The organism is Coprococcus sp. RTP21428st1_C9_RTP21428_210409, assembly GCF_040227395.1.
Lineage (GTDB): Bacteria > Bacillota > Clostridia > Lachnospirales > Lachnospiraceae > Coprococcus > Coprococcus aceti.
On sequence record NZ_JBEHVV010000027.1, the window covers coordinates 1 to 22,502 of the forward strand.

Here is a 22,502-nt window from a genome sequence, read left to right on the forward strand (position 1 = left end):
GAAGATATCCATTCTGTATGAAGTAGAGCAGGGCAGATTTGATGGAGAAGTTGAATGTCCTGGAGATGTTGTCGAAGAAGCGGTTCGGCAGATTTTCATTCTTCATCATGATATAGTACACGTCAAAGTGATGCTTCCTGGAGAAGTAATCCACAAATATGTGCTTCATGTCTCTGTCAAACTGTGCACCTTTTAGTTCACGGAATTTGCCGTCCCGGAACATTCTCCCGCCGTGCTTGGTGATCTTGCCGGTCATGTCATCGACCTTATCACTGTCCAGATCAAGAAGCATCTCATAGTTGGAAGAAATAAATCTCTTGTAAGCACGCTCAAGGGCGACGGGATCGAGGACATGGATCATAGACACCACGAAATACTGATCGTTTGTGGCATATTTATTGATAGAACCTGATTCGTCTATGTAAATGTTCACGATTCCCGCCTCCTTATATAATCGGATCACACTGTCCGTCCAATTGGGTGGGACAGACCGTCGGAACTGACGTCAAGTGTGAAAAGGTTCCTTCTAACATAAGTATCGTTACTATTAGTCCACTGATACAAGCTCTATCTTGAAGTTGAGCTCTTTGCCGGCCATCTCATGGTTTGCATCAAATGTGATGGATTCGTCATCTTTTTCAATGACCTTTACAAGGAACTGCTGTCCCATGGAATTGGCAAGGTATACCTGATTACCGACCTCAAGATTCTCAGCGCCAGGCATATCTGCAAGAGGAGCCTTGATGATGGCCTCCGGGTCAGGCATTCCGTATGCGTCCTCAGGACGAAGATGTACATCGATGATATCGCCAACGTTCATGCCCTCAACTGCCTGATCAAATCCCGGAATCATCTGTCCTGCACCGCAAACGAACTCGATAGGCTCGCCCCTGTCATATGAAGAATCGAACTTTGTTCCGTCGTTGAATGTTCCTGTGTAGTGAACCTTACAGGTTCTTCCTGTGTTACTCATAAAAATTTGTCCTCCAATTGGGTAATATGTCATTAATTGTAACATGAAATAGAGGGAATGGATATAGGAAAAATTATGGCGTTCCAACCTCGATAAGATTGCCGTCAGGATCATAGAATCTGATGACTTTTTGTCCCCATGAATGAGTCATGAGACGATTGACATATTCAATGTCGTATGGCGACTCATCAAGTTTTTGTGCAAACTCCTCGATATTATTTTCTTCAAAATATAACTCCGAAGCATTGTTATGTGGAATTACAAGATTTTCAATGAATTCAGCCCAAATAGTTGCATCCTGAAGGACCAGCCCTCCCGTCAGGATCACATTTCCCTCGTTGTCCAAGATAACCTCAAGCCCGAAGATATCTTTGTAAAATTTTTTTGATCGTTCAATGTCATTTACGACGATTAGTACATTTTTTAATTGCATAGCGGTTTTCTCCCAAATGTATAATATAAGTTGGTTTCTGGTATTTAGTTTACCAAATGATTTGCGAACAGTCTACATAATATATGGTAAAATTAGAAAAAGCTATTTATTGATTGTAGCGGCAGCGTATTGTGCAGTCGGCGAGGATAGAGTAAACTGAAACCAGTTTAGAATGAATGGAGATAAATTATGTTGAAATTAGGATGTCATGTGGGTATGTCGGGCAAGGAGATGATGCTAGGCTCAGTGAAGGATGCTGTGGCATTTGGCGCAAATACATTTATGCTCTACACAGGCGCACCACAGAATACGAGACGCAAAGATATATCGGAGCTTAGGATACAGGAGGCACATGAACTCATGGCTCAGAACGGCATAGAGGAGTTCGTGGTCCATGCGCCGTATATAATCAATCTTGCAAATACAGTAAATCCTGCGACTTATGAAATCGCAGTGGAATTCCTCGCAAAGGAGATTGACAGGGCGACAGCGATGGGATCACAGACCATAGTCCTTCATCCGGGCTCACATGTAGGAGAGGACGTGGACAAGGGAATTGCAAGCATAGTAAAGGGCCTGAATGAAGTCCTGACCGCGGACACCGCATGCCACATAGCTCTGGAGACCATGGCGGGAAAGGGCAGTGAGATTGGAAGAAACTTTGAGGAGCTTGCGCGAATCTATGATGGAGTGAGTCATAATGACAAGCTTCGTGTGTGCTTTGACACTTGTCACACCAGCGATGCGGGCTACGACATCATACATGATTTCGATGGAGTTGTGGAGAAGTTCGACAGACTCATCGGCAAAGATCAGATAGCCGTGTTCCATATGAACGACAGCAAGAATGAACCGGGAGCGGCTAAAGACAGACACGAGAACTTTGGGTTTGGCAAGATAGGTTTTGAACCGCTCATGTACATCATGAACCACCCAGACTTCATGGAAGTCCCAAAGATCCTGGAATCCCCATACATCAAAGACCTGGAAAACAGCAAGAAAAGCTATGAGCCGTTCAAACGGGAGATAGCAATGATCCGAAATGGGAAATTCGATCCGAAGATGAGGGAGAAAGTGGTGGAAGATAACAGATAAAAAGGAGTTCTACTTAGTAGAACTCCCTGAATGTTTTCTTTCGGCATCTCTGCCTATCCGGGTTTTGGTAAACAAACAACCCTTATGAAGCTCAGCCATGCACTGTTTCCCGGAACATCACACGCATCATCACTCTACAGCCTGCTACGACTATTAAGTTTACGTCAGTCTGATAGGCAACTCCTGTCACCTGCATAACAGCGCTTTCGCCCCGTTTCTACTATTCATTATAAGCTGAGCCGCAAGAAAGGCAATAAACCTGTGGTTTACCATTGCATATCTAATGTTCAGTCAAAACACAGGTAATTGGTCTGCTCCGTCTACAAACTATATTAAAGGCTGGTCACTATATCTGTAATCCCATCGGTAGTGAAGACTGCCGAGCTTCAGGATTTTCCTGCCGAGCTGAAGACCGCAACGCTCTTATCGCGGTCGTAAGCGAGTGCAAATGGAAAATTCTGAAGCGACAGCAGTCGAACGTGATGGGATTACAGATATAGTGACCAGCCTTTTCAATACCTGTAAACGGAGCAGATCAATTACCGTTCGTTTATCATTCCTCCGGATGCTCTGTCAGCCAGTGCTCGATGACCTGCGCATCAGAGTGACACTGCACAAAAGTTCCGTTGATTCTCTGGGTACTCTCAATACCCTTTCCAGTCGTGATGACAAGCTCGCCAGGCTGGGCCTCGTCGAGGGCTCTTGTGAGAGCCTGCTCCCTGTCAACGATTATATAGCAAGGCTTTGTGATGTACTGCTTGATCTCCTTGCAGATCTCCTCACAGGACTCAAATCCCGGATCCTCCATGGTGAGAACCACCTTGTCGGCATACTGTTCAGCAAGTCTTCCCATATCCTCACGGCGCTTCTTGTAACGCTCACCGCCACAGCCGAATACAACGGTTATAGACTTTGGCTTCATGGTCTTTTTAACCATCTCATACAGTCTGTACATGCTTATATAGTTGTGTGCGTAGTCGATCATAAATGTGCGATCCTTCCAGTGATATACCTGTAGTCTTCCCGGAACATATACATCTCTGATGCTGCTTCTGATCTGATCATTTGGAATGCCGATGAGAAGAGAGGAGATGATGGCGGCAACAATATTTTCAACATTGTAATCACCGATCAGGTTGGTGTTGTATGCTCTGTTCTCTCCTCCGTATATAAGCTCAAAGTAGCTGTTATGGTCTGTGAGATCTTCATTGTGGATGCTGGCGAATTCAGTATCCCTTTCAAAGAAATCGTCATCCCTTGACATGAGCTTTTCTACAGATTCCTTGCTTCCGTATACAACAACGTGCTTGTCTCTTACTTCATTATATATAGTCTCAAAATATCTTGTGTCACTGTACAGCACAACGTTGTCGCACTGCTTCAGGAAGGATACCTTGCATCCGAGATAGTCCTCCATGGAGGCGTGCTCTGTCGGGCTGATGTGATCGTAGTCGATATTGGTAAATACTCCGACCTTGTAGTGCTCTCCGTAGATACGGTTCATCTTCATGGCCTGGGAAGAAACTTCCATTATACAGTGTGTACAGCCTTCATCTACAGCCATGTCGAAGTATGTCTGGAGTTCAATAGGCTCAGGTGTGGTGAGAGTGGTCTCAAAAACCTTTGTTCCAACATCAATCTCATGGGTTGAGAATGCTGAGCATCTGTTGTCGGTGTATTTGTCCAGTATATCCTTCATGACAAATGTAACTGTGGTCTTTCCCTTTGTTCCGGTGATTCCGACCTTGGTCATGTTATCGCCTGGATTGCCGAAGAACCATCTGGCAGCGAGAGCCATGGCCTTTCTTATATCATTTACAATAATATAAGGAATGTCCACGTCGTCGTACTTTTGCTGTGACAAATATACGATGGCGCCCTGTGCGATGGCTGATTTCAGGTAATCCTCCTTAAATGAGGCACCCTTGCACACGAAGAATGTACCAGGGACCACATCCTTGGAATTGATGGTTATATGGGAAGGAGTGATGTCTTTGCAATCCTCCGAATATTCAGTTATAAGATCCTGCCTGCTTAAAATATCCAATAAAGCTGTAAATTGTAAATTCTCTTTCATACTTTTCCCCTTGGAATGTGTCTTTTATTGTATTTGTACGGACTATGATCCGTACGACTAAATGTATCACTTATTATGCTTTCTATAAATAATTATGTCAAATAAAAAATACTCAGATCATTCGTTCTGTTCTCTTCATATTTATCTCCATTTGCATACAAATATATCCAAGCTGGTACAACCATGCCTATTATAGCATAACCTCAGGTATTATAGCACTTAAATTGTCGAAATGCGAAGCATTTTGGCCCGGTATTGATAACTTCTATCATATGCAAAAACTTGTGTTGACAAAGTACGCCTGTTCAATTAAATTGTAGTCGCAATTTAAAAAAATGAACTAATGAAGAGGTTATACGAATATAGTATAGACAGAATACATATTATAAAGAGGTGATGAAATGTCAGAGTTCATAACATTATTTATACCATTTGCCGGAACAACACTGGGAGCGGCCATGGTTTTCCTTATGAAAGATAAGATATCCCCGCTTGTGGAGAAGGCTCTGCTCGGGTTTGCGGCGGGGGTCATGATCGCGGCGTCCATATGGTCACTGCTCATTCCGTCCATAGACATGGCGGAGGCACAGGGAAAGATAGCGTGGCTGCCGGCACTTATCGGATTTGCTCTTGGAATCATATTCCTGCTTGTCCTTGACACGGTGATACCTCACCTTCATCTGGAAAGTGACAAACCGGAGGGCGTCAGGTCAAAGCTTCAGAAGACGACCATGATGATATTTGCAGTCACGCTCCACAATATCCCCGAGGGCATGGCTGTGGGCGTTGTGTACGCCGGCGCAGCCATGGGCAATATGGGCGTGTCCATCACAGGTGCATTTGCACTTTCCATAGGAATCGCTATACAGAACTTCCCGGAAGGTGCAATTGTGTCCATGCCGCTTGTTGGCGAGGGCATGAGCAAGAAGAAGGCATTTCTGTATGGAACGCTGTCCGGAGCTGTGGAGCCGGTCGGAGGGTTCCTCACGGCACTGCTGGCTGTCCAGGTCACACCACTTCTTCCGTATTTCCTTGCATTTGCGGCGGGAGCCATGCTCTATGTGGTCATAGAGGAGCTGATACCTGAGTCTCAGGCGGGCGAGCATACCAATATAGGAACCATCGGTGCGGCGGTGGGCTTCGCTCTTATGATGGTGCTGGATGTGGCACTCGGATAATGACGAAAAATGCTAAATGATAAAATATGAGCAACTACTCATGTTGATTTTAAATGCAAGTTAGTTTAAACTAACATCGTAGATCATGTGAGCTCCTGTACCCTCTGTAAACTGCTGAATCGGAGGGTCAGCAGGGGTTATACTCGCGCGACGAAAGGAGAAATATAAAAATGATGAATTATCTTGAGATTGAAAAGGTAATAGGAAGAGAGATCCTTGATTCAAGAGGAAATCCAACAGTTGAGGCGGAGGTGTATCTGGCAGATGGAACAGTAGGTCGTGGTGCGGCGCCAAGTGGAGCTTCCACAGGTGAGTTTGAGGCACTTGAGCTTCGTGATGGAGACAAGTCAAGATACCTCGGCAAGGGTGTTCAGAAAGCAGTAGAGAATATAAATACTACTATAAATGACGTACTTACAGGAATGGATGCGTCTGATATATATGCAGTTGATGCAGCAATGATCAAGGCTGATGGAACAAAGGACAAGTCAAACCTTGGAGCAAATGCTGTCCTTGCAGTTTCAATCGCAGCAGCAAGAGCAGCTTCAATCTCACTTGACATTCCTCTTTATAGATTCCTCGGTGGAATCTCAGGAAACAAGCTTCCAGTTCCAATGATGAACATCGTAAACGGTGGATGTCATGCTCTGTCATCAGGACTTGACGTTCAGGAGTTCATGATCATGCCAGTTGGCGCTCCATCATTTAAGGAGTGTCTGAGATGGTGTGCAGAGGTATTCCACGCACTTGCAGGAATCCTCAAGGAGAGAGGCCTTGCTACATCAGTAGGTGATGAGGGTGGATTTGCCCCGGCACTTAAGTCTGACGAGGAAGCTATCGAGACAATTCTCGAGGCTGTAAAGAAGGCTGGGTATGAGCCAGGTAAGGACTTCAAGATCGCTATGGATGCTGCTTCATCAGAGTGGAAGAGCGAGAAGGGCAAGGGCTGGTACAAGCTTCCAAAGGCTGGAACAGAGTATACAGCAGAGCAGCTCATCGAGCACTGGGCAAAGCTTGTTGAGAAGTATCCTATCATCTCAATTGAGGATGGTCTCGATGAGGAGGATTGGGAAGGATGGCAGAAGCTCACAACAAGACTTGGCGACAAGGTACAGCTTGTCGGTGATGATCTGTTTGTTACAAATACAGAGAGACTTGCAAAGGGTATCGAGATGGGATGCGCAAACTGTATCCTTATCAAGCTCAACCAGATCGGCTCAGTATCAGAGACACTTGAGGCTATCAAGATGGCTCATAAGGCTGGATACACAGCAATATCATCACACAGATCAGGTGAGACAGCGGATACAACTATCGCAGATCTCGCAGTAGCACTCAACACATGCCAGATCAAGACAGGTGCTCCTTCAAGATCAGAGAGAGTTGCAAAGTACAACCAGCTCCTCAGAATCGAAGAGCAGCTTGGCGACTCAGCTGTATATCCTGGAATCAAAGCTTTCAACGTAAAGCAGTAGGATAATAGCATTAGCCATACGAATGCATCTCCACTGGTGGAATCATCGGTGGAGGTGCTTTTTTTATACTTTAATTAAATAAAAAATGACTAAAAATTGCCAGATAATATGTGTGTATTTTAACATTAAAAATATGGAATCACTTGACAGATAGTGTTAAACTATACATAGGCTTATCGGGAGGTAGGAATCATGGCTTCAAAAAGAGATTATTATGAAGTTCTCGGCGTATCAAAGACAGCCACAGACGCTGAGATAAAAAGAGCATATAGAACCCTGGCGAAGAAATACCACCCGGACACGAATCCTGGCGATGCGACGGCTGCAGAGAAGTTTAAGGAGGCCTCTGAGGCCTACGCGGTACTGTCTGACGCCGAGAAGAGGAAGATGTATGATCAGTTTGGAATGGCTGCATTCGATGGCTCCGGCGGAGTTGCCGGTGGTGATCCATTCGGAGGCGGAGGCTTCCACTTTGAGGGTGGAGACTTCGGTGATATGTTTGGCGATATATTTGGCTCGTTCTTTGGCGGCGGTGGCCGCTCACAGAGAGGCGGATTTGGCGGATTCGGTCAGGGAAGCTTCAATGCGCGGGGCAGAGATATGGAGGCAAGTGTCACGGTAGATTTTGATGATGCAGTATATGGTTGCGACAAGACTCTGTCGTTCAATGATGGACGGGGAGGAAGTTCCCAGTTCACTGTACACATTCCGGCGGGTATAGACAACGGCGGTGTGATAAGACTGGCTGGCAAGGGATATCCCGGAACCGGCAAGGGGCAGCCTGGAGATATGCTGCTGAAGGTCAATGTAAGAGACAAGGCAGGTTATGAGAGAAAGGGTCTGGATATATACACCACGGCTCTTGTGCCATTTGACACGGCAGTTCTCGGTGGAGAGATATTGGTCCACACCATGTTCGGTGATGTGAAGTGCAAGATAGCACCGGGTACTCAGTCGGGAAGCAAGATAAGGCTTCGTGGCAAGGGTGTCCAGGCGAGGGGCGGCAATACCCATGGAGATCATTATGTTACCGTGAGAATTGCAGTTCCAAGGAACATTTCACCAGAGGCGAAGGATGCGCTTAAAAAGTTCACAGAGCTTGTGAACAAGGGCTGATAATATTATGTTCACATAGAAACCAGGGCGGAAAGCTCACTTTATGAGCGGTCTGCCCTGGTTTTCTCAGCTAAAGCGGGAGCTTCTTGACTTTGCAGACAAAAATACATATAAGGATTACTTCAAACCATTGATTTCAGGAGGAAAAATGTTATTAGATAAAGATATACGAGAACCCCTGTTTGATTTCCTTGAGGAGCGATATGGCAAGGTGCGTATCCTTGAGGAGAAGACCGTCGGAAACTCCCGTGCGGATGTGGTAATGGTCATTCCAGACAAGATAGTGGGAATCGAGATAAAAAGTGATGCGGATACATACACGCGGCTGGAGAGTCAGGTAGCAGACTATGATCTATATTTTGACCAGAATATCGTGGTGGTGGGAAGTACACATGCAGGTCATGTGGCAGAGCATGTACCAGACTACTGGGGGATCATATCTGTTGAAGAATATGATACAGGCATCAAGTCAGATACAGATGGCAAGCCAGATGCAGAAGGCCTGGAGGATGGAGTGTCAGACAAGCTGACTCACAAGATCGATTTCTACGTGGTCAGGGAGATGCAGCCAAATCCACGGGCTGATCTGCTTCGTACCATACGTATATTGTGGAGACCGGAGCTTGCACATATTCAGGAGACCTACAGCCTTCCGATGTATAAGGGAAAGAGCAAGGATTTCGTCAGGGCACTTATAGTTGACAGACTTCCGGCGGAGATCGTGCACCATGAGATAAGTGAGATCCTGTTCGAGAGGGATTATGCCGCCATGATCGAGCAGATACAGGAATTCAGAAAGGCACAGGCGGCAAAGCGCGGCAAGACGGTCAGGAGAAAGAAAAAGAGATACAGAAGAAAAAAGAGAGATGCATAGAGGTGACAGCATGATAAAGAAGTATACATACGGAAAGCCATTTCAGACAGAATCAGTAGTGGTAGATATCGCAGCAGAAAAAGGACAGCCAGATCACGGCAATATAGACTTAACAGCCGGATTTTCGTACACATTTGGTCTTGAGGACAGTGATATAGTGTATGGCCTTGGCGAGGCGAACAGAGGAATCAACAAGAGAGGCTACAAGTACATAAGCAACAATGCAGACAATCCGCATCATCACGAGGATGTATACTCACTGTATGCATCACACAACTTTATTATAGTTTCAGGAGCGCAGACATTTGGTCTGTATTTTGACTATCCATCCACGATCACATTTGACGTGGGATATACGAAGTGCGATGAGCTGCACATTTTCTGTGACAGCGCAGATCTGGATATCTATGTGATAACAGGTGACAGCCCATATGATATCACAAAGCAGTTCAGGAAGATGATCGGAAGGAGTTATATCCCGCCAAAGTTTGCATTTGGATTTGGACAGAGTCGCTGGGGATACAAGACACCGGAGGACTTTGAGACGGTGGCGAGAAAATACAGAGAGAACCACATCCCGATCGATATGGTCTACATGGATATAGATTACATGGACAGCTATAAGGATTTCACCATAAATGACGACTTTGGCGATTTTTCGGAGTATGTGGAGAATCTGAAAAAGGATAATATACGCCTGATCCCAATCATCGATGCCGGAGTAAAGATAGAGAAAGGCTACGATGTGTATGAGGAGGGCGTGGCAAATAACTACTTCTGTAAGAGAGCAGATGGAAGTGATTTCGTTGCGGCGGTATGGCCGGGATATACGCATTTCCCTGATGTGCTGAACCCTGAGGCGAGACGCTGGTTCGGTGCAAAATATAAGATCCTCACGGATGCAGGTATAGAGGGCTTCTGGAATGACATGAATGAGCCGGCGATCTTCTTCACCCCGGAGGGCGTGAGCGAGCTGAAGAAAGCTATGAAGAAGTTCATTGAGAAGGACGAGACTGTGGACGATGTCTGGGGCATCTCGGGTATGGCGGCAGGTGTTGGCAACAATCCGAAGGATTACGCATCTATGTATCACAATGTGGATGGTGAGATGGTGCGTCACGACAAGGTTCATAACCTCTTTGGATATAACATGACAAGGGCGGCAGGCGAGGCGCTTCGCGAGATCTCACCAGATGAGAGACGACTTTTGTTCTCCAGATCGTCTTATATAGGAATGCATCGTTATGGCGGCGTCTGGATGGGCGATAACAAATCGTGGTGGTCACACATCCTGCTCAACATCAAGATGCTTCCGTCCATGAATATGTGCGGTTTCCTGTATACGGGCGCGGATCTCGGCGGATTTGGCTGTGATACTTCAAGGGATCTTCTTCTCAGATGGCTCGCACTCGGTGTGTTCACTCCGCTCATGCGTGACCATTCTTGTGAGGGCACAAGAAATCAGGAGTGCTATCAGTTTGAGCATATAGAAGATTTCAGGAATGTGATCGGTGTCCGTTACCGATTGCTTCCATATATATACAGCGAGTACATGAAGGCGGCCTTGACGGACGACATGATGTTCAAGCCACTGGCATTTGAATATCCAGATGATAGGATTGCGGCTCATGTTGAGGATCAGCTCATGCTTGGAAATGAGATCATGATCGCACCGGTTTACACGCAGAATGCCATCGGAAGATATGTGTATCTGCCAGAGAATATGATGCTTGTAAGGTTTACGGCAGATGGCTCAGTGGAGCAGACGGAGATGCCTGCGGGACATCACTTTGTTGAGGTACCTTTGAATGAAGTTATCCTTTTTGTAAGAAGTGGCAAATGTATACCTGTCGTGGATGTGGCGGAGTGCGTTGCTGATATTGACAAGACCACAATGCAGCTGATCGGTTATAAGAACAGCAGTTATATGCTGTACGATGATGACGGTTATACAAGGGAGTATGATCTGGAGAAGAATTGTGCATTATTATTTAAGTAAGGAAAGTGAAGTCATGAAGAACGTAAAATTAATTGCATCCGACATGGATCACACACTGCTTATGGAGAATGGAAAACTCCCGGATGGTTTCTTTGATTACATTGACAGGCTGGATGAGAAGGGGATTCGTTTTGTTGTAGCCAGCGGAAGACCGATGTACACCCTGAGGGATATGTTCGGAGACAAGATGGATAAGATGGTGGTCATCGGTGATAACGGTGCGGCTATTTCCAATTGTGGCAAGATCATATACAAGAGCCTGATGGATGTGGAAGAGTACCAGAGTATGATACGCTTTGTGGAGGACGAGACGGATGGTGTTGCTGTACTGTGTGCTCTATCCGGAGCATATGTCCTGAAAAAACATGAGAAGTATGCGAAGTTTTTCAAAGCATTTCTCAGTAATCTTGTGTTTGTTGATGATATGAGAAGCCTTGACGTCGAGGCCAATAAGTTTACGATATTTGCTCCAGATAAGGATGCAGCCGTGAAGTACAAAGAGATCTATACGCCACGTTTTGGAGATAACTTCTCAGTCACTGTGGGCGGAAGAGAATGGATCGACATCATGAATAAAGGTATCAATAAGGGAATGGCCATGAGAAAGATCGGAGAACTTCTTGGTATCGATACCAGCGAGATGATGGCATTCGGCGACAACTTCAATGATGCGGAGATGCTGAAGACGGTATATTACAGCTATATCGTGGCAAATGCGCAGCCTGGCATGGAGAAGTTTGCAAGATTCCGCGCCCCATCCAATGAGGAACGTGGAGTGCTCCAGGTTATGGAGCAGGTGCTGGCAGCCAACCTGTAGGCGGAGTATAGAAACAGTCATAAATAATGGATAGAAATCAAAGGCTCAGTCTCTTATTAACAGGGGCTGGGTCTTTTAATATATTGATAATGTAAGCAGTGACCACTAAATCTTAATATTAAACGTAATAAGATTGTAAGATGTGGATGTTAGAATAAAATCATCAGATAGAACAGACAAGAAAATGAAAAGGAAGAGGTATCATGAATATATTATCAACCCACAATCTTACAAAGACATACGGAACAGGAGACAATGTCGTGCATGCGCTTACAGATGTGTCACTTGATATTGAAGAGGGAAAATTTGTATCTATCATAGGCAGTTCGGGAAGCGGAAAGTCAACACTTCTAAATCTCTTAGGAGGTCTCGACAGGCCAACATCAGGAGATGTTATACTGGACGGCAAAGCTATTTTTGAAATGGACGATGAGGCACTTACGATATTCAGAAGACGAAAGATAGGATTTGTCTTTCAGAATTACAACCTGGTGCCAATATTAAATGTGTACGAGAATATAGTGCTTCCGATCGAGCTGGATGGAACAAAGATAGACACTGCGTATGTAGATAAAATTATGGATGTGCTCGGCTTATCGGAAAAGAAATTTTCCATGCCGAACCAGCTGTCAGGAGGCCAGCAGCAGAGGGTTGCGATAGCCAGAGCGCTGGCAGCAAAACCTTCTATCATATTGGCTGATGAGCCGACAGGCAATCTGGACAGCAAGACCAGCATGGATGTCATTGCACTGTTAAAGCTGACTGGTAAAGAGTTTGCACAGACGATAGTGATGATCACTCATAATGAAGAGATAGCAACCATGGCAGACCAGATGATACGGATCGAAGATGGCAGGATCTTCTCAGCAGGAGTACCAGATGGGGGTGAGAAGGATGCTTAGAAACAATAACCAGGCGGCGGTGAACAGGATATATCACCGCATGTTAAAGCAGAATAAAGTGCGAAATGTAATTGTTATTCTGGCGATCGTTCTCACAACATTTATGTTCACGGCTGTATTTACATTGGGATTTTCCATAGCTAAAAATCTTAACCAGATGCAGCTCAGACTTCAGGGAACAAGATCTTCTATATATATGGAGCATCCATCTGAAGGTCAGATAAATGATATAAAGTCCTGTCCGTCACTTCTTGCGGCGGGAATACAGATTGATGCACAGACGGTAAGCACAGAATCAGGCAAGTACAGTTATCTGCTTCAGTATGATGATGACACGGAATTTAATGAGAATCTGAAACCTGCCATAACCGATATAAATGGCAGTTATCCGAAGGATGAGAATGAGATAATGCTCACAAAGCAGATACTTGACAATATGGGTATCACGTCGCCGAAGGTAGGTCAGAATGTTACGTTTGTGATGGATGGTGAGAGAAAAAATTTTGTGCTCTCAGGCTGGTACACAGGATTTGCCAAGAGCAGCGTATGTCTGGTGTCAAAGAAATATGTGGATTCCCAGGGAATAGATATGCAGAAGGATGGACGTGTCAGTATCTCCGCAAAGGAGGGCAAGGGTGATAAACTCCAAGATGAACTTGAGAAGAATGTTACTTTGAGACAGGACCAGAAGTTTGAAGTGAAATATGATGTTCAGTCTGAAAATGGTTCAAACCGTGTTTTTATAGCTATAAGTATAGGCATTATAGCTCTTATGATACTCCTTAGTGGATATCTTCTTATATATAATGTAATGTACATATCTGTTACAAAGGATATAAGATTCTATGGAATGCTGAAGACCATCGGAGCCACGATGTCCCAGATACAGAAGATAGTGAAAAAACAGGCATTATATCTGGCTTGTATAGGAATTCCGATAGGTGTACTCCTAGGAACGGCGGTGTCATTTGGTGTTGTTCCTCTTGCTATGAACATGCTGTCGATAGACAGGGAAGCTGCACTTTCATCGGCGGTCAGTTTCAATCCGGGAATATATGTATTTTCCGTGGTATTTGCATTTGCAACTGTATTTATAAGTGCAAGGAAACCGGCAAAATATGCCGGGAAGATATCTGCAATCGATGCTATGAAATATGCTGGAAATATATCGGGAACAAGATATAAGTCCACCAGTGGAGGAAGGCCCTGGAAGATGGCATGGAGGAATGTGTTTCGTGAAAAAAAGAGAAGTATACTTGTGTTCGCATCAATATTCATGGGTTCAGTTACATTTCTGTGTGTGAATACATTTATATCATGCATGGATGCGGACAGTTATATAGAGCACTATATTCACAATGATTATGTGCTATATGGCGACGGAGAATCAGATAACTCTAAGCCTCAGGCGACCATGGCAGATATCGCGGATCAGATGCGAAACATTCCGGGTATGGGTACTGTAGAGGTGGACAGAAGCGCAAATGTAAGACTGCCATTTGATGCTGAACTTTATGCACCGTTTATTGAGACCGAGGATGACCCGGAATCTCTTGCGACATTTTATGAGACAACGACCAACAGTGAGGCACAGTATGGGGCACCGCTGATATCGGTCAATTCAGATATGATAAAGCTCTACAACAAAACTGCCAGACAGAAGATTGATATAGATGCATTCGAAAAAGGAGAGGTATGTCTGATAGGTTATGTAGATTCCATATCAGCGTCGGAGCGGATGACGGATAAGACTCTGACACTTGTAAATGACCAGACGGGCAGGAAGAGACAGATCTCAGTCGGTGCAGCCATGATGAGGACAGAGCAGTCAGCAATCACCGCCGGATACTACTGGGTACTTGGTGGAGCTCCGGAGGCGATATTTGTGAGTGATGCGGTAATGGATGATCTGTTTCCGGATGCGGAGATCTCATGCATCATTGCGGATGCGGAGAAAGGAAAAGAAACAGAAGTGACACCATATGTACAGCGCATCGTAAAGGAAAATCCAATCATAGCCGGGAGTGATATCAAGTCGGTGGAGGGCTCGGAATTCAAGAAGTCTATGCTGTCGCTTGAGGTGATAGGTGGTGGAATGTCGATCATATTGATACTTATCGGAGTGGTGAATTATATCAATGTCATGATCACCGGTGTATATACGAGAAAACTGGAACTGGCAGTGCTTGAGAGCGTTGGAATGACAAAGAGGCAGATACGTAATATGCTTATGTACGAAGGCATGTTTTATGGTATTATAACAACAGTACTTATTGTGACGCTTGGAAGCCTTATGATGTATGGAGCTGGCCGGCTAAGTGTGAATATAGCCGATTATGCAGTATTTCATTATCCGTATGTACTTGTTGCCGGAGTCGTTGTTGTGCTGTTTGCTATATGCATTGTGGTTCCGGCGATGGTGTTCAGACTTGTGACAAAAGATACGGTGACAAGTCGGCTGAGAGAAGCATCATAGATATTTGGCAGACCGGGAGTCGTGAAAATGACATGGAATCAGCATGTAATTTGGCAGACCGGGAGTCGTGAAAATGACATGGAATCAGCATGTAATTGATAGGAGAAAGTATGAAACGTATTTTGGTCGTGGAGGATGATGTGATCATATGTGGAGGTGTAAAGCTATTCCTTGAAAAGAGGGGATACGAAGTTGAAACTGCGTACTCATGCAAGGAGGCGGATGGCTGTCTGGAACATGGTTTCGATCTGATATTGCTTGACAGAAACCTTCCCGATGGAAAGGGTCTTGACTATTGCAGAGAACTGAGAAAAAGCACAAAGGTCCCGATCATCTTCCTCACGGCAAGAGATACGGAGGCTGATATGATAGAGGGGTTCCGGGCCGGCTGCGATGACTATATAGCGAAGCCGTTTTCCATGGAACTTCTGTATCAGCGGATAGAGGCAGTCCTTCGAAGAAGTGAAAATGCACTGGATGGGGTAAAGCGCGAACGTTTTCATTATGGGGATATGAGTGTTGACTTTGAGCGGATGCAGGTGTACATATCGGATGAACCGATAAAGCTGTCCGTTACGGAATATAGGATACTGGAACTGCTGATAAAAAATAAGGGGCGTGTTCTCACAAGGGATATGATCATACAGAAGATTTGGGATGACAATGAAAATTATGTGGATGAGAACACGCTGAATGTGCATATCAGAAGACTGCGTCAGAAGATAGAAAAGGATGCCGGCAATCCGGAGTACGTGATCACGGTGTTTGGAATTGGATATACATTTGGCGAGACATAGGCAGGGGTATATAACAGAGATAATATGGATAAATATATTGAAAACTATGGTAAATATACGAAGAGAGTGAGGATGCTGTATGTATGCTCACTTCTTTTGTTTGTGTTTTTAGCAGTATTTGAGTATGTATGTTCAGGAAAAATACTTGCGGCCATAGGTGCACTGGCGTGTGGTGTAGTTGTGTTTGTTGTCATAAGGCTGCTGCAGAAGGCAGATGATGACTTTATTTCGGAGGTCGTGGCAGCTATGTCGGATCTTCTGGACAATCTCTCTGAGCTGAAACGGCAGCAGGTATTTCCGGAAGATGAGGATTCGCTGGTATCAAGGCTGCAGAGCAAGGTTGACAAGATAATCGATGCACTGAAGCTTCAGAATTCCAGAGAGAGGCTGGAGCATGAGAATATTAAGGGGCTGGTATCGGATCTTTCCCATCAACTGAAGACACCGATATCGAACCTGAGGATGTACACGGATTTTCTAAAAAATCCGGATATAAGTGATGATGAGCGTACTAGGTACTTGCAAGTCCTTGAACTGGCGGTGGAGCGCTTGTCATTTCTCTCGGAGAGTATGATAAAGGTATCCAGACTGGAAAGCGGACTTATCAATCTCGATGTGAAAAGCCAGAGTATAAATGACACTGTGCTGCAGGCAGTGAAAGATGTATATGTGAGTGCGAAAAACGCCGATATAACTATCAGATACGATGAACAGGTGAAATGTGATATACAGCATGACAGAAGATGGACTGCGGAAGCGTGTTTCAATCTTTTGGATAATGCGATAAAATACGGAAAAACTGGAAGTGAGATAGTCCTGTCGGTCAGAAAACTAGGGCTCACGGTTGAAATCAGTGTGACAGATGAGAATGAACCAATAGGAGAGGATGAGCGTACACATATATTTGAGAGGTTTTACCGTGGCAGAAATTCCGGTGACAAGGATGGTGTTGGAATAGGCCTTTATCTGTCAAGGGAGATCATAGAAAAACAGGGCAGAATGTTAAGTGTTATTCCCCAAAAGGGCGGTAACAAGTTCGTGATCGTGCTGCAGAGCCGATGAATGGAATAATGGCATGATTATATATAAAGGAGTACATATGATTTACACATACCCGGATTATTATAAGAAATTCAATTGTATAGCGGACAAATGCCCGGACACATGCTGCGGCAAATGGCAGATAGTGATAGATGACGATTCTCTTGAAAGGTATCAGGAGTACGATGGAGATTACAGACCGGAGCTTCACAGGAAAGTGAACTGGAAAGAGGGCGTTTTCAGGCATGGCAGAAGTGGAAAGTGTGCATTTTTGCGAGATGACATGCTGTGTGATCTGTATATACATATGGGTAAGGAAAGCCTTTGTACCACCTGCAGGGAATATCCGAGACATACGGAAGAATTCGAGAATGTGCGCGAGGTTTCGTTATCACTTTCATGTCCTGAGGTGGCACGTATACTGATGAACATCACGGATAAGGTTACATTTGTGACTGAGGAAGATGACGAGGACGAGATGTTCGATGACTTTGATTATTTCCTTTATTCCAATCTGGAGGATATCCGGGAGGCGATACTGAATGTCATTCAGGACAGAAGTGTGGACATACGGAGCAGAATAGAGCGGGTGATTCAGATCGGTGCGTCGGCTCAGAGACACTATGACGAGGGCGATCTGGTCATGTGGGATGAGTGTGAGGAGCAGGATAAGCCACAGATCCACGGAGACCATGAAGAGTATATGTTACTTCAGAAGCAGGCTATGTTTCTCATTGAAGATCTTGAACTTTTGTATGATGACTGGGAGGATGTGCTCATAGAGTCGCAGGAGCTGCTGTTTGGACAGGGTGAGAAAGTTTTCATGGAGAATAAGAAATGGTTTGAAAAGTGGTGGAGGGACAACTGCGAGGTTACAGGTTGTCATCCTGGACAGGAATCGGATACTGCTGAGAGTGTTGTGACTGAGGACAATGTGATTGAGGGTGTGCTTCGCATGACGATGGACATATTCCTTGAACAGATCATAGTCTACTTCATCTCGATATATCTTCTCGGCGCAGTGTACGACGATAATATATCCGGCAAGGTAAACGCATGCGTCGGACATGCGGTTGAACTCTATATGCTGCTCATGGCTAGATGGCTCAGAAATGGTGAGACTTTGTCGGCGGATGATCTCATAGAGCTCTCTTACAGATATTCCAGGGAGATAGAGCATTCGGACGAGAATCTTGAACAGGTTGAGGTGCTTGACTGGTTTGATCTGTAGTTATATCTTCTCAAGATCCTTATACTGCTCCAGTGCAGGACTCTCGTCGCCGACATACCAGTAGTCGCAGCAATCCCCGCCAAGAGCCTCGATCTGTGTACGGATCAGGCGGGCGTGCATGACCTCCGCAAGGTAGTGGTCAGTCCTGCACAGATAAGGGAGCAGGTCCGCATAGCCGTGCTCCTTTGCATGCTTCGCTATAGGACATCCAATCAGATGGAAGCAGAACCCTTCAGTCCTTCCATCCGGGTTGATCTCAACCTTCCAACTATCCATCCATTCGCCTTTTGCCTGGTGTTCTTTTTGCATCTTGTTGAATTTAACATAAGTCTTTTCAAATAGCTTGTATGGCCAGTTGCTCCTGTTGCCATTCACTATTTTCCCAAGGAATTTCATCTTTTCAGCGGCATCCCGTTTGATGGTGAGAAGAACCTCGCCGTCAAGCCTGTGGCCGCTTGCCTCATAGAATGATACAATGGTAAACCAGTCATACATGTTGGTCGCCATCATGTTCTTGCCGAGATCCGGCATGTCCTTGCGCATGAATTCCCTGTAATATTCATCAGCCTTTTTGAATATACCATCCGCCTCGGACGAAAGATTCTCTTTGCAGTATTTTTTATAGAGCTTTGCATAGCTCGATACTGAATATGCCCGTTTCATCTTATTTACCTCCCATAACCTGATGGCAGCCCATCAGAATCCGCAGTGATGGGGCTGACAGATCCAACCAAACTATTTGGTTAGAGCATACTAACTGAGTAAATTTTATCATATATATGGTGGAAGCACAATTCTTGAATATTATCTATAGCAATAATATAATTTATAAAATGTGATATTAGATCCAAATAGAAATATTATAGAATAATTATCAGACATCTTATGATGATTAATGTTGTTTAGGGATTGATCGACAATGATATAAAGGGGTATGGAGAAGATAGAAAATATGGGAAATATAGAAAATATCCATATTGCTGTATGTGATGATGAAGAGCTGACTCACAGAGAAGTTGAGGAGAAATTAATAGAATATAGGGAATCCAGAAAATGTGTATATAAGCTGTCACATTATGATTCTGCACAGATGCTGCTTAATGAGACAGAAGAGATACATATATTATTATTGGATATAGACATGCCTGTTATGGATGGGATAGAGGCTGCCGCTGCGCTGAAAAAGAGCGGAAGACAATGCAATATTATAATGCTCACGAGTAAAAGGGAGCGTTTTAAAGATGCATTTAAGATAGGTGCGACGAGATTTGTGACAAAACCCATCGAGAAAGATGAGCTGTTTGAGGCGCTGGACAGCGCAGTGGCGTCACTCGCTGGGTATGGCACAGTCACAGTAAAATATAATGGGGAAGATTGCACCGTTCGCCAGAGAGATATCTATATGGTGGAGGCGAAAAGAGATTATGTAAAAATATATCTGAAAGATAAGGTCTGTGAGAGCAATCATTCATTAAAAGATTTGGCGGAAAATCTGGATGATAGATTGTTTATATATGTTCATCGAAGCTACCTTGTGAATATGTTATATGTCAGCGATATAAAGAATGGATATGTGGAATTATCCGGAGGGAAAAAGGTATCTGTAGCAAGGAGAAAAAGTAAAGAAGTACATCAAAAGATCATAGAGTTTGACGTGAACTGCAGATAAGGGGGAGAAGAAAATATGTTGTATGGCATATTATTTTTGCTGATCAATATAGAATATATATCATTTTACTATGTATTTTGGGGGAAACGGGCCAATATAAAGTATGACTGGAAAATGCTTGTGACTTTGTGCATCAGTGTGCTGTTATTAGTTTTGTCTATAAGAATAGGGAATCTGGACATTCTCTGCGTTCCTGCGATCATAAGTGGCGTGCTGATCAACTCACAAATATATCGTCTAAGAGTATCAGAGACCATAAAGCTGGCGCTTGTAAGTTTCCCATTGCTGTCAATACTTGAAAGCATTTTTGAATTCATATTGATGTATGGCGTTAAGCTGGATCCGGAATATGTAAACATCGTTTATACAGTGGTTGTAGTGGCAATTATATGGATCTATTACTGGACTATAGGAAGAAGAATTGACAAGGATGCGTTTCTTTTGCCCGGAAAAATGAGTCTTGTGGTGGCTGCTGCACTGTTTGCGATAGAGGCTATGATCTCATATTTTACATTTGTTTTGGTGGATGTTTTGCAAATAGATGGAGAAATGATAGGGCTGGGGATTGTTATAGCCGGTGGTGTAGTTATAGTTGTACTGATCCTCCTGATGATATATTACTTTAATGTTCAGAACAAATATCAGATTGAAAATTCAATCTTGGAAAGCTTCAATGAGCAGCAAAGAGAATATTTTGAACAGCTGCTGGAAAAGGAACAGAGAACGAGGCAGTTCCGCCATGATATTATTGCAGAATTGATCCAGATGAAGAATTATGAAGACAGGAAAGAATATAAGAAACTGGGCAGTTATCTGGACGAGATGCTGAGTGACATATCATCCATCAGTAAATATGATTATGATGTAGGCAACGAGATAGTCAATACGATACTGAACTATTATTTATTGCCGATCAAGGATAAATGTAAAATTGATGTGAAAGGATATATTTCTGATTCACTGGATATAGCGAGGAGAGATTTGTGTATTCTTGTGTCAAATCTTGTGAAAAATGCGGTGGAGGCGATTGAGCAAGTGCCGGATAAAGAAAAATACATATTTTTTGAGATAAAGAGCGGAAATATCTTTCTACAGATCAATATGAGAAACACATGTACTGAACACACTGGTATTACAAAGGCTGGAAAAATATATACGACAAAAGGGGATAAGAAAAATCACGGATTGGGGATAAAAAACATAGAAAATACGCTTCGAAGATATGATGGATATGCTGAGTATAAGAAAGAAGATAATTGTTTTGTGTCACAAATTAGAGTAAAAAGTAACCGTTCGTCGAGTATTTAAACCGTTTGCAGAAAAATGCTGGAAATACTGAATTTGCAGGGGTACTCTACCAAACGAAGGACAAACAGAAAATGGAGTTTGCCTTTTAGGGAGGGTAGAGATGAGTGTGAGTTCTATATGGATTTTTGCGTGGAGATATTTCCACAAAAAGTAAAAGGTAAGTTTTTAAATTTTAAAGACATGTTTACAAAGTGAAAACAATAAAGACCTTGGGGATGGTCTATAAAAAATACCACTATCTAATAATAGGAGATGTAGGTATAAATGAAAAGGATAATATGTATATTGATGGTTTGCATTATGATTTTGATAAAACCAACCGCAGCAATGGCAGAAACGAATGAAAAAACACAGCAACAAAATTTTTATAAACAGGAATATTTAATAAAACAGTATGTAAGAAATAGTGATGTTCGTTTGATAGAAACTATAGATATAGGTAAGTACAACATGGCAAGAAGTTCTACGCGGGTGAGTGATAAAACGTATAAAGTTTCTTATAAGAAAATTGCTGCTCTTTCAGGGGATGCATCATCAGGTTTAGGACTTGCTTTTTTGATTTTAGAGAAATGTGCTATAACTGTTTCAAATCCGTTAGTAGCAGCGGTAACTATATGTGGTGCAGTGTCATCAGTATTAGGACACACTGCATCTAACAAACATGGTATAACAATTAAAGTGAGGACGAAAAAATATTATAGGACACGTTTAGGTAGAAGACAGATTTATAAAACGACGCGATACATAGTAAAGGTAGGTAGGTATTGATATGAAGATAGTTCAGATATTAGAGACTATGGTTATAATAGCTTTATTGGTATTGGAGATACTGCATGATTTTAAACTTGTTCCATTTAATATGGGAATAAATGTGGTGTCACTTATTTGTGCAGGATCATTGCTTATTTTATGCATAATATTGGCGGCTAAAAAGAAATCAAGCTGGGGAAGCATATGTCTGGCGTGTATGTTTGTGATCAGATGGGTATGTGAGATGATATATTAAAAAGTAACTGAAGAAAACTATTAAAAGAGGAATAC

General features: G+C 43.6%; 20 protein-coding genes and 1 pseudogene. 16 read left to right on the forward strand and 5 right to left on the reverse strand.

The window, feature by feature from the left end; all coding sequences use genetic code 11:
* The 3 genes and pseudogenes from ABUA34_RS07095 to ABUA34_RS07105 all read right to left on the reverse strand — a co-directional run.
* A pseudogene (locus ABUA34_RS07095) lies at positions 1-433 on the reverse strand (DUF3800 domain-containing protein); the annotation flags it as partial.
* A gap of 114 nt (positions 434-547) precedes the next feature.
* Positions 548-973, reverse strand: coding sequence for an FKBP-type peptidyl-prolyl cis-trans isomerase (locus ABUA34_RS07100; RefSeq protein ID WP_004850005.1), 426 nt, complete (start codon positions 971-973; stop codon positions 548-550).
* 73 nt (positions 974-1,046) lie between these two features.
* Entirely contained in the window at positions 1,047-1,406 is a 360-nt protein-coding gene (locus tag ABUA34_RS07105) for a VOC family protein (protein ID WP_015533742.1), read from the reverse strand.
* A gap of 192 nt (positions 1,407-1,598) precedes the next feature.
* On the opposite strand from ABUA34_RS07105, the gene ABUA34_RS07110 reads away from it, so the two are divergent.
* Entirely contained in the window at positions 1,599-2,501 is a 903-nt protein-coding gene (locus ABUA34_RS07110; protein ID WP_349823085.1) for a deoxyribonuclease IV, read from the forward strand.
* Positions 2,502-3,054: 553 nt separating this feature from the next.
* On the opposite strand, the gene ABUA34_RS07115 is transcribed toward ABUA34_RS07110, so the two are convergent.
* Positions 3,055-4,578: a Mur ligase family protein gene (locus ABUA34_RS07115; protein WP_349823068.1), complete on the reverse strand. Its 1,524-nt coding sequence runs from the start codon at positions 4,576-4,578 to the stop codon at positions 3,055-3,057.
* 401 nt (positions 4,579-4,979) lie between these two features.
* Here ABUA34_RS07115 and ABUA34_RS07120 point away from each other — a divergent pair, with 401 nt between their 5' ends.
* The 11 genes from ABUA34_RS07120 to fliB all read left to right on the forward strand — a co-directional run bounded on the left by ABUA34_RS07120 (position 4,980) and on the right by fliB (position 18,484).
* On the forward strand, positions 4,980-5,756 hold the full coding sequence (locus ABUA34_RS07120; protein WP_055273076.1) for a ZIP family metal transporter: 777 nt from the start codon (positions 4,980-4,982) through the stop codon (positions 5,754-5,756).
* Between the two features lie 173 nt (positions 5,757-5,929).
* Entirely contained in the window at positions 5,930-7,231 is a 1,302-nt protein-coding gene (gene eno / locus ABUA34_RS07125) for a phosphopyruvate hydratase (protein WP_119998594.1), read from the forward strand.
* 192 nt (positions 7,232-7,423) lie between these two features.
* Positions 7,424-8,347, forward strand: coding sequence for a DnaJ C-terminal domain-containing protein (locus ABUA34_RS07130; protein ID WP_238051564.1), 924 nt, complete (start codon positions 7,424-7,426; stop codon positions 8,345-8,347).
* 148 nt (positions 8,348-8,495) lie between these two features.
* Entirely contained in the window at positions 8,496-9,221 is a 726-nt protein-coding gene (locus ABUA34_RS07135) for a sce7726 family protein (RefSeq protein ID WP_238051563.1), read from the forward strand.
* A gap of 10 nt (positions 9,222-9,231) precedes the next feature.
* Positions 9,232-11,220, forward strand: coding sequence for a glycoside hydrolase family 31 protein (locus ABUA34_RS07140; RefSeq protein ID WP_147566094.1), 1,989 nt, complete (start codon positions 9,232-9,234; stop codon positions 11,218-11,220).
* A gap of 13 nt (positions 11,221-11,233) precedes the next feature.
* Positions 11,234-12,037: an HAD family hydrolase gene (locus ABUA34_RS07145; protein WP_147565845.1), complete on the forward strand. Its 804-nt coding sequence runs from the start codon at positions 11,234-11,236 to the stop codon at positions 12,035-12,037.
* A gap of 203 nt (positions 12,038-12,240) precedes the next feature.
* Positions 12,241-12,939 (forward strand): ABC transporter ATP-binding protein, encoded by a 699-nt coding sequence (locus ABUA34_RS07150; protein WP_022058355.1) that lies wholly within the window; start codon positions 12,241-12,243, stop codon positions 12,937-12,939.
* On the forward strand, positions 12,887-15,415 hold the full coding sequence (locus tag ABUA34_RS07155; protein WP_349823069.1) for an FtsX-like permease family protein: 2,529 nt from the start codon (positions 12,887-12,889) through the stop codon (positions 15,413-15,415). Before ABUA34_RS07150 ends, ABUA34_RS07155 begins: the two co-directional genes overlap by 53 nt.
* Before the next feature lie 110 nt (positions 15,416-15,525).
* Positions 15,526-16,212 carry a response regulator transcription factor gene (locus tag ABUA34_RS07160; protein ID WP_349823070.1) on the forward strand — a complete coding sequence of 229 codons (687 nt, stop codon included), beginning with the start codon at positions 15,526-15,528 and terminating at the stop codon, positions 16,210-16,212.
* Positions 16,213-16,236: 24 nt separating this feature from the next.
* The gene (locus tag ABUA34_RS07165; protein WP_349823071.1) at positions 16,237-17,274 is read left to right on the forward strand and encodes a sensor histidine kinase; all 1,038 of its coding nucleotides are present in this window, start codon (positions 16,237-16,239) and stop codon (positions 17,272-17,274) included.
* Positions 17,275-17,311: 37 nt separating this feature from the next.
* Entirely contained in the window at positions 17,312-18,484 is a 1,173-nt protein-coding gene (gene fliB / locus ABUA34_RS07170) for a flagellin lysine-N-methylase (protein ID WP_349823072.1), read from the forward strand.
* Here fliB and ABUA34_RS07175 read toward each other — a convergent pair whose 3' ends face one another.
* Positions 18,485-19,147: an L-2-amino-thiazoline-4-carboxylic acid hydrolase gene (locus ABUA34_RS07175; protein WP_055146567.1), complete on the reverse strand. Its 663-nt coding sequence runs from the start codon at positions 19,145-19,147 to the stop codon at positions 18,485-18,487.
* Positions 19,148-19,418: 271 nt separating this feature from the next.
* On the opposite strand from ABUA34_RS07175, the gene ABUA34_RS07180 reads away from it, so the two are divergent.
* The 4 genes from ABUA34_RS07180 to ABUA34_RS07195 all read left to right on the forward strand — a co-directional run bounded on the left by ABUA34_RS07180 (position 19,419) and on the right by ABUA34_RS07195 (position 22,467).
* Positions 19,419-20,153 carry a LytR/AlgR family response regulator transcription factor gene (locus ABUA34_RS07180; protein ID WP_349823073.1) on the forward strand — a complete coding sequence of 245 codons (735 nt, stop codon included), beginning with the start codon at positions 19,419-19,421 and terminating at the stop codon, positions 20,151-20,153.
* Positions 20,154-20,168: 15 nt separating this feature from the next.
* On the forward strand, positions 20,169-21,461 hold the full coding sequence (locus tag ABUA34_RS07185) for a sensor histidine kinase (protein ID WP_349823074.1): 1,293 nt from the start codon (positions 20,169-20,171) through the stop codon (positions 21,459-21,461).
* A gap of 264 nt (positions 21,462-21,725) precedes the next feature.
* Positions 21,726-22,229, forward strand: a complete 504-nt coding sequence (locus ABUA34_RS07190) for a hypothetical protein (protein WP_215671547.1) — start codon at positions 21,726-21,728, stop codon at positions 22,227-22,229.
* Position 22,230: 1 nt separating this feature from the next.
* The gene (locus tag ABUA34_RS07195; RefSeq protein WP_349823075.1) at positions 22,231-22,467 is read left to right on the forward strand and encodes a hypothetical protein; all 237 of its coding nucleotides are present in this window, start codon (positions 22,231-22,233) and stop codon (positions 22,465-22,467) included.
* Positions 22,468-22,502: the final 35 nt, after the last annotated feature.

Excerpts from the sequence above, each read along its gene's own strand:
- ABUA34_RS07150 (WP_022058355.1), top strand. The coding sequence starts at position 12,241 with ATGAATATATTATCAACCCACAATCTTACAAAGACATACGGAACAGGA.
- ABUA34_RS07155 (WP_349823069.1), top strand. The coding sequence starts at position 12,887 with ATGGCAGGATCTTCTCAGCAGGAGTACCAGATGGGGGTGAGAAGGATG.
- ABUA34_RS07160 (WP_349823070.1), top strand. The coding sequence starts at position 15,526 with ATGAAACGTATTTTGGTCGTGGAGGATGATGTGATCATATGTGGAGGT.
- ABUA34_RS07165 (WP_349823071.1), top strand. The coding sequence starts at position 16,237 with ATGGATAAATATATTGAAAACTATGGTAAATATACGAAGAGAGTGAGG.
- ABUA34_RS07100 (WP_004850005.1), bottom strand. The coding sequence starts at position 973 with ATGAGTAACACAGGAAGAACCTGTAAGGTTCACTACACAGGAACATTC.
- ABUA34_RS07190 (WP_215671547.1), top strand. The coding sequence starts at position 21,726 with ATGAAAAGGATAATATGTATATTGATGGTTTGCATTATGATTTTGATA.
- ABUA34_RS07185 (WP_349823074.1), top strand. The coding sequence starts at position 20,169 with ATGTTGTATGGCATATTATTTTTGCTGATCAATATAGAATATATATCA.
- ABUA34_RS07135 (WP_238051563.1), top strand. The coding sequence starts at position 8,496 with ATGTTATTAGATAAAGATATACGAGAACCCCTGTTTGATTTCCTTGAG.
- fliB (WP_349823072.1), top strand. The coding sequence starts at position 17,312 with ATGATTTACACATACCCGGATTATTATAAGAAATTCAATTGTATAGCG.
- ABUA34_RS07130 (WP_238051564.1), top strand. The coding sequence starts at position 7,424 with ATGGCTTCAAAAAGAGATTATTATGAAGTTCTCGGCGTATCAAAGACA.
- ABUA34_RS07175 (WP_055146567.1), bottom strand. The coding sequence starts at position 19,147 with ATGAAACGGGCATATTCAGTATCGAGCTATGCAAAGCTCTATAAAAAA.
- ABUA34_RS07105 (WP_015533742.1), bottom strand. The coding sequence starts at position 1,406 with ATGCAATTAAAAAATGTACTAATCGTCGTAAATGACATTGAACGATCA.
- ABUA34_RS07145 (WP_147565845.1), top strand. The coding sequence starts at position 11,234 with ATGAAGAACGTAAAATTAATTGCATCCGACATGGATCACACACTGCTT.
- ABUA34_RS07140 (WP_147566094.1), top strand. The coding sequence starts at position 9,232 with ATGATAAAGAAGTATACATACGGAAAGCCATTTCAGACAGAATCAGTA.
- ABUA34_RS07120 (WP_055273076.1), top strand. The coding sequence starts at position 4,980 with ATGTCAGAGTTCATAACATTATTTATACCATTTGCCGGAACAACACTG.
- ABUA34_RS07195 (WP_349823075.1), top strand. The coding sequence starts at position 22,231 with ATGAAGATAGTTCAGATATTAGAGACTATGGTTATAATAGCTTTATTG.
- eno (WP_119998594.1), top strand. The coding sequence starts at position 5,930 with ATGAATTATCTTGAGATTGAAAAGGTAATAGGAAGAGAGATCCTTGAT.
- ABUA34_RS07115 (WP_349823068.1), bottom strand. The coding sequence starts at position 4,578 with ATGAAAGAGAATTTACAATTTACAGCTTTATTGGATATTTTAAGCAGG.
- ABUA34_RS07180 (WP_349823073.1), top strand. The coding sequence starts at position 19,419 with ATGGAGAAGATAGAAAATATGGGAAATATAGAAAATATCCATATTGCT.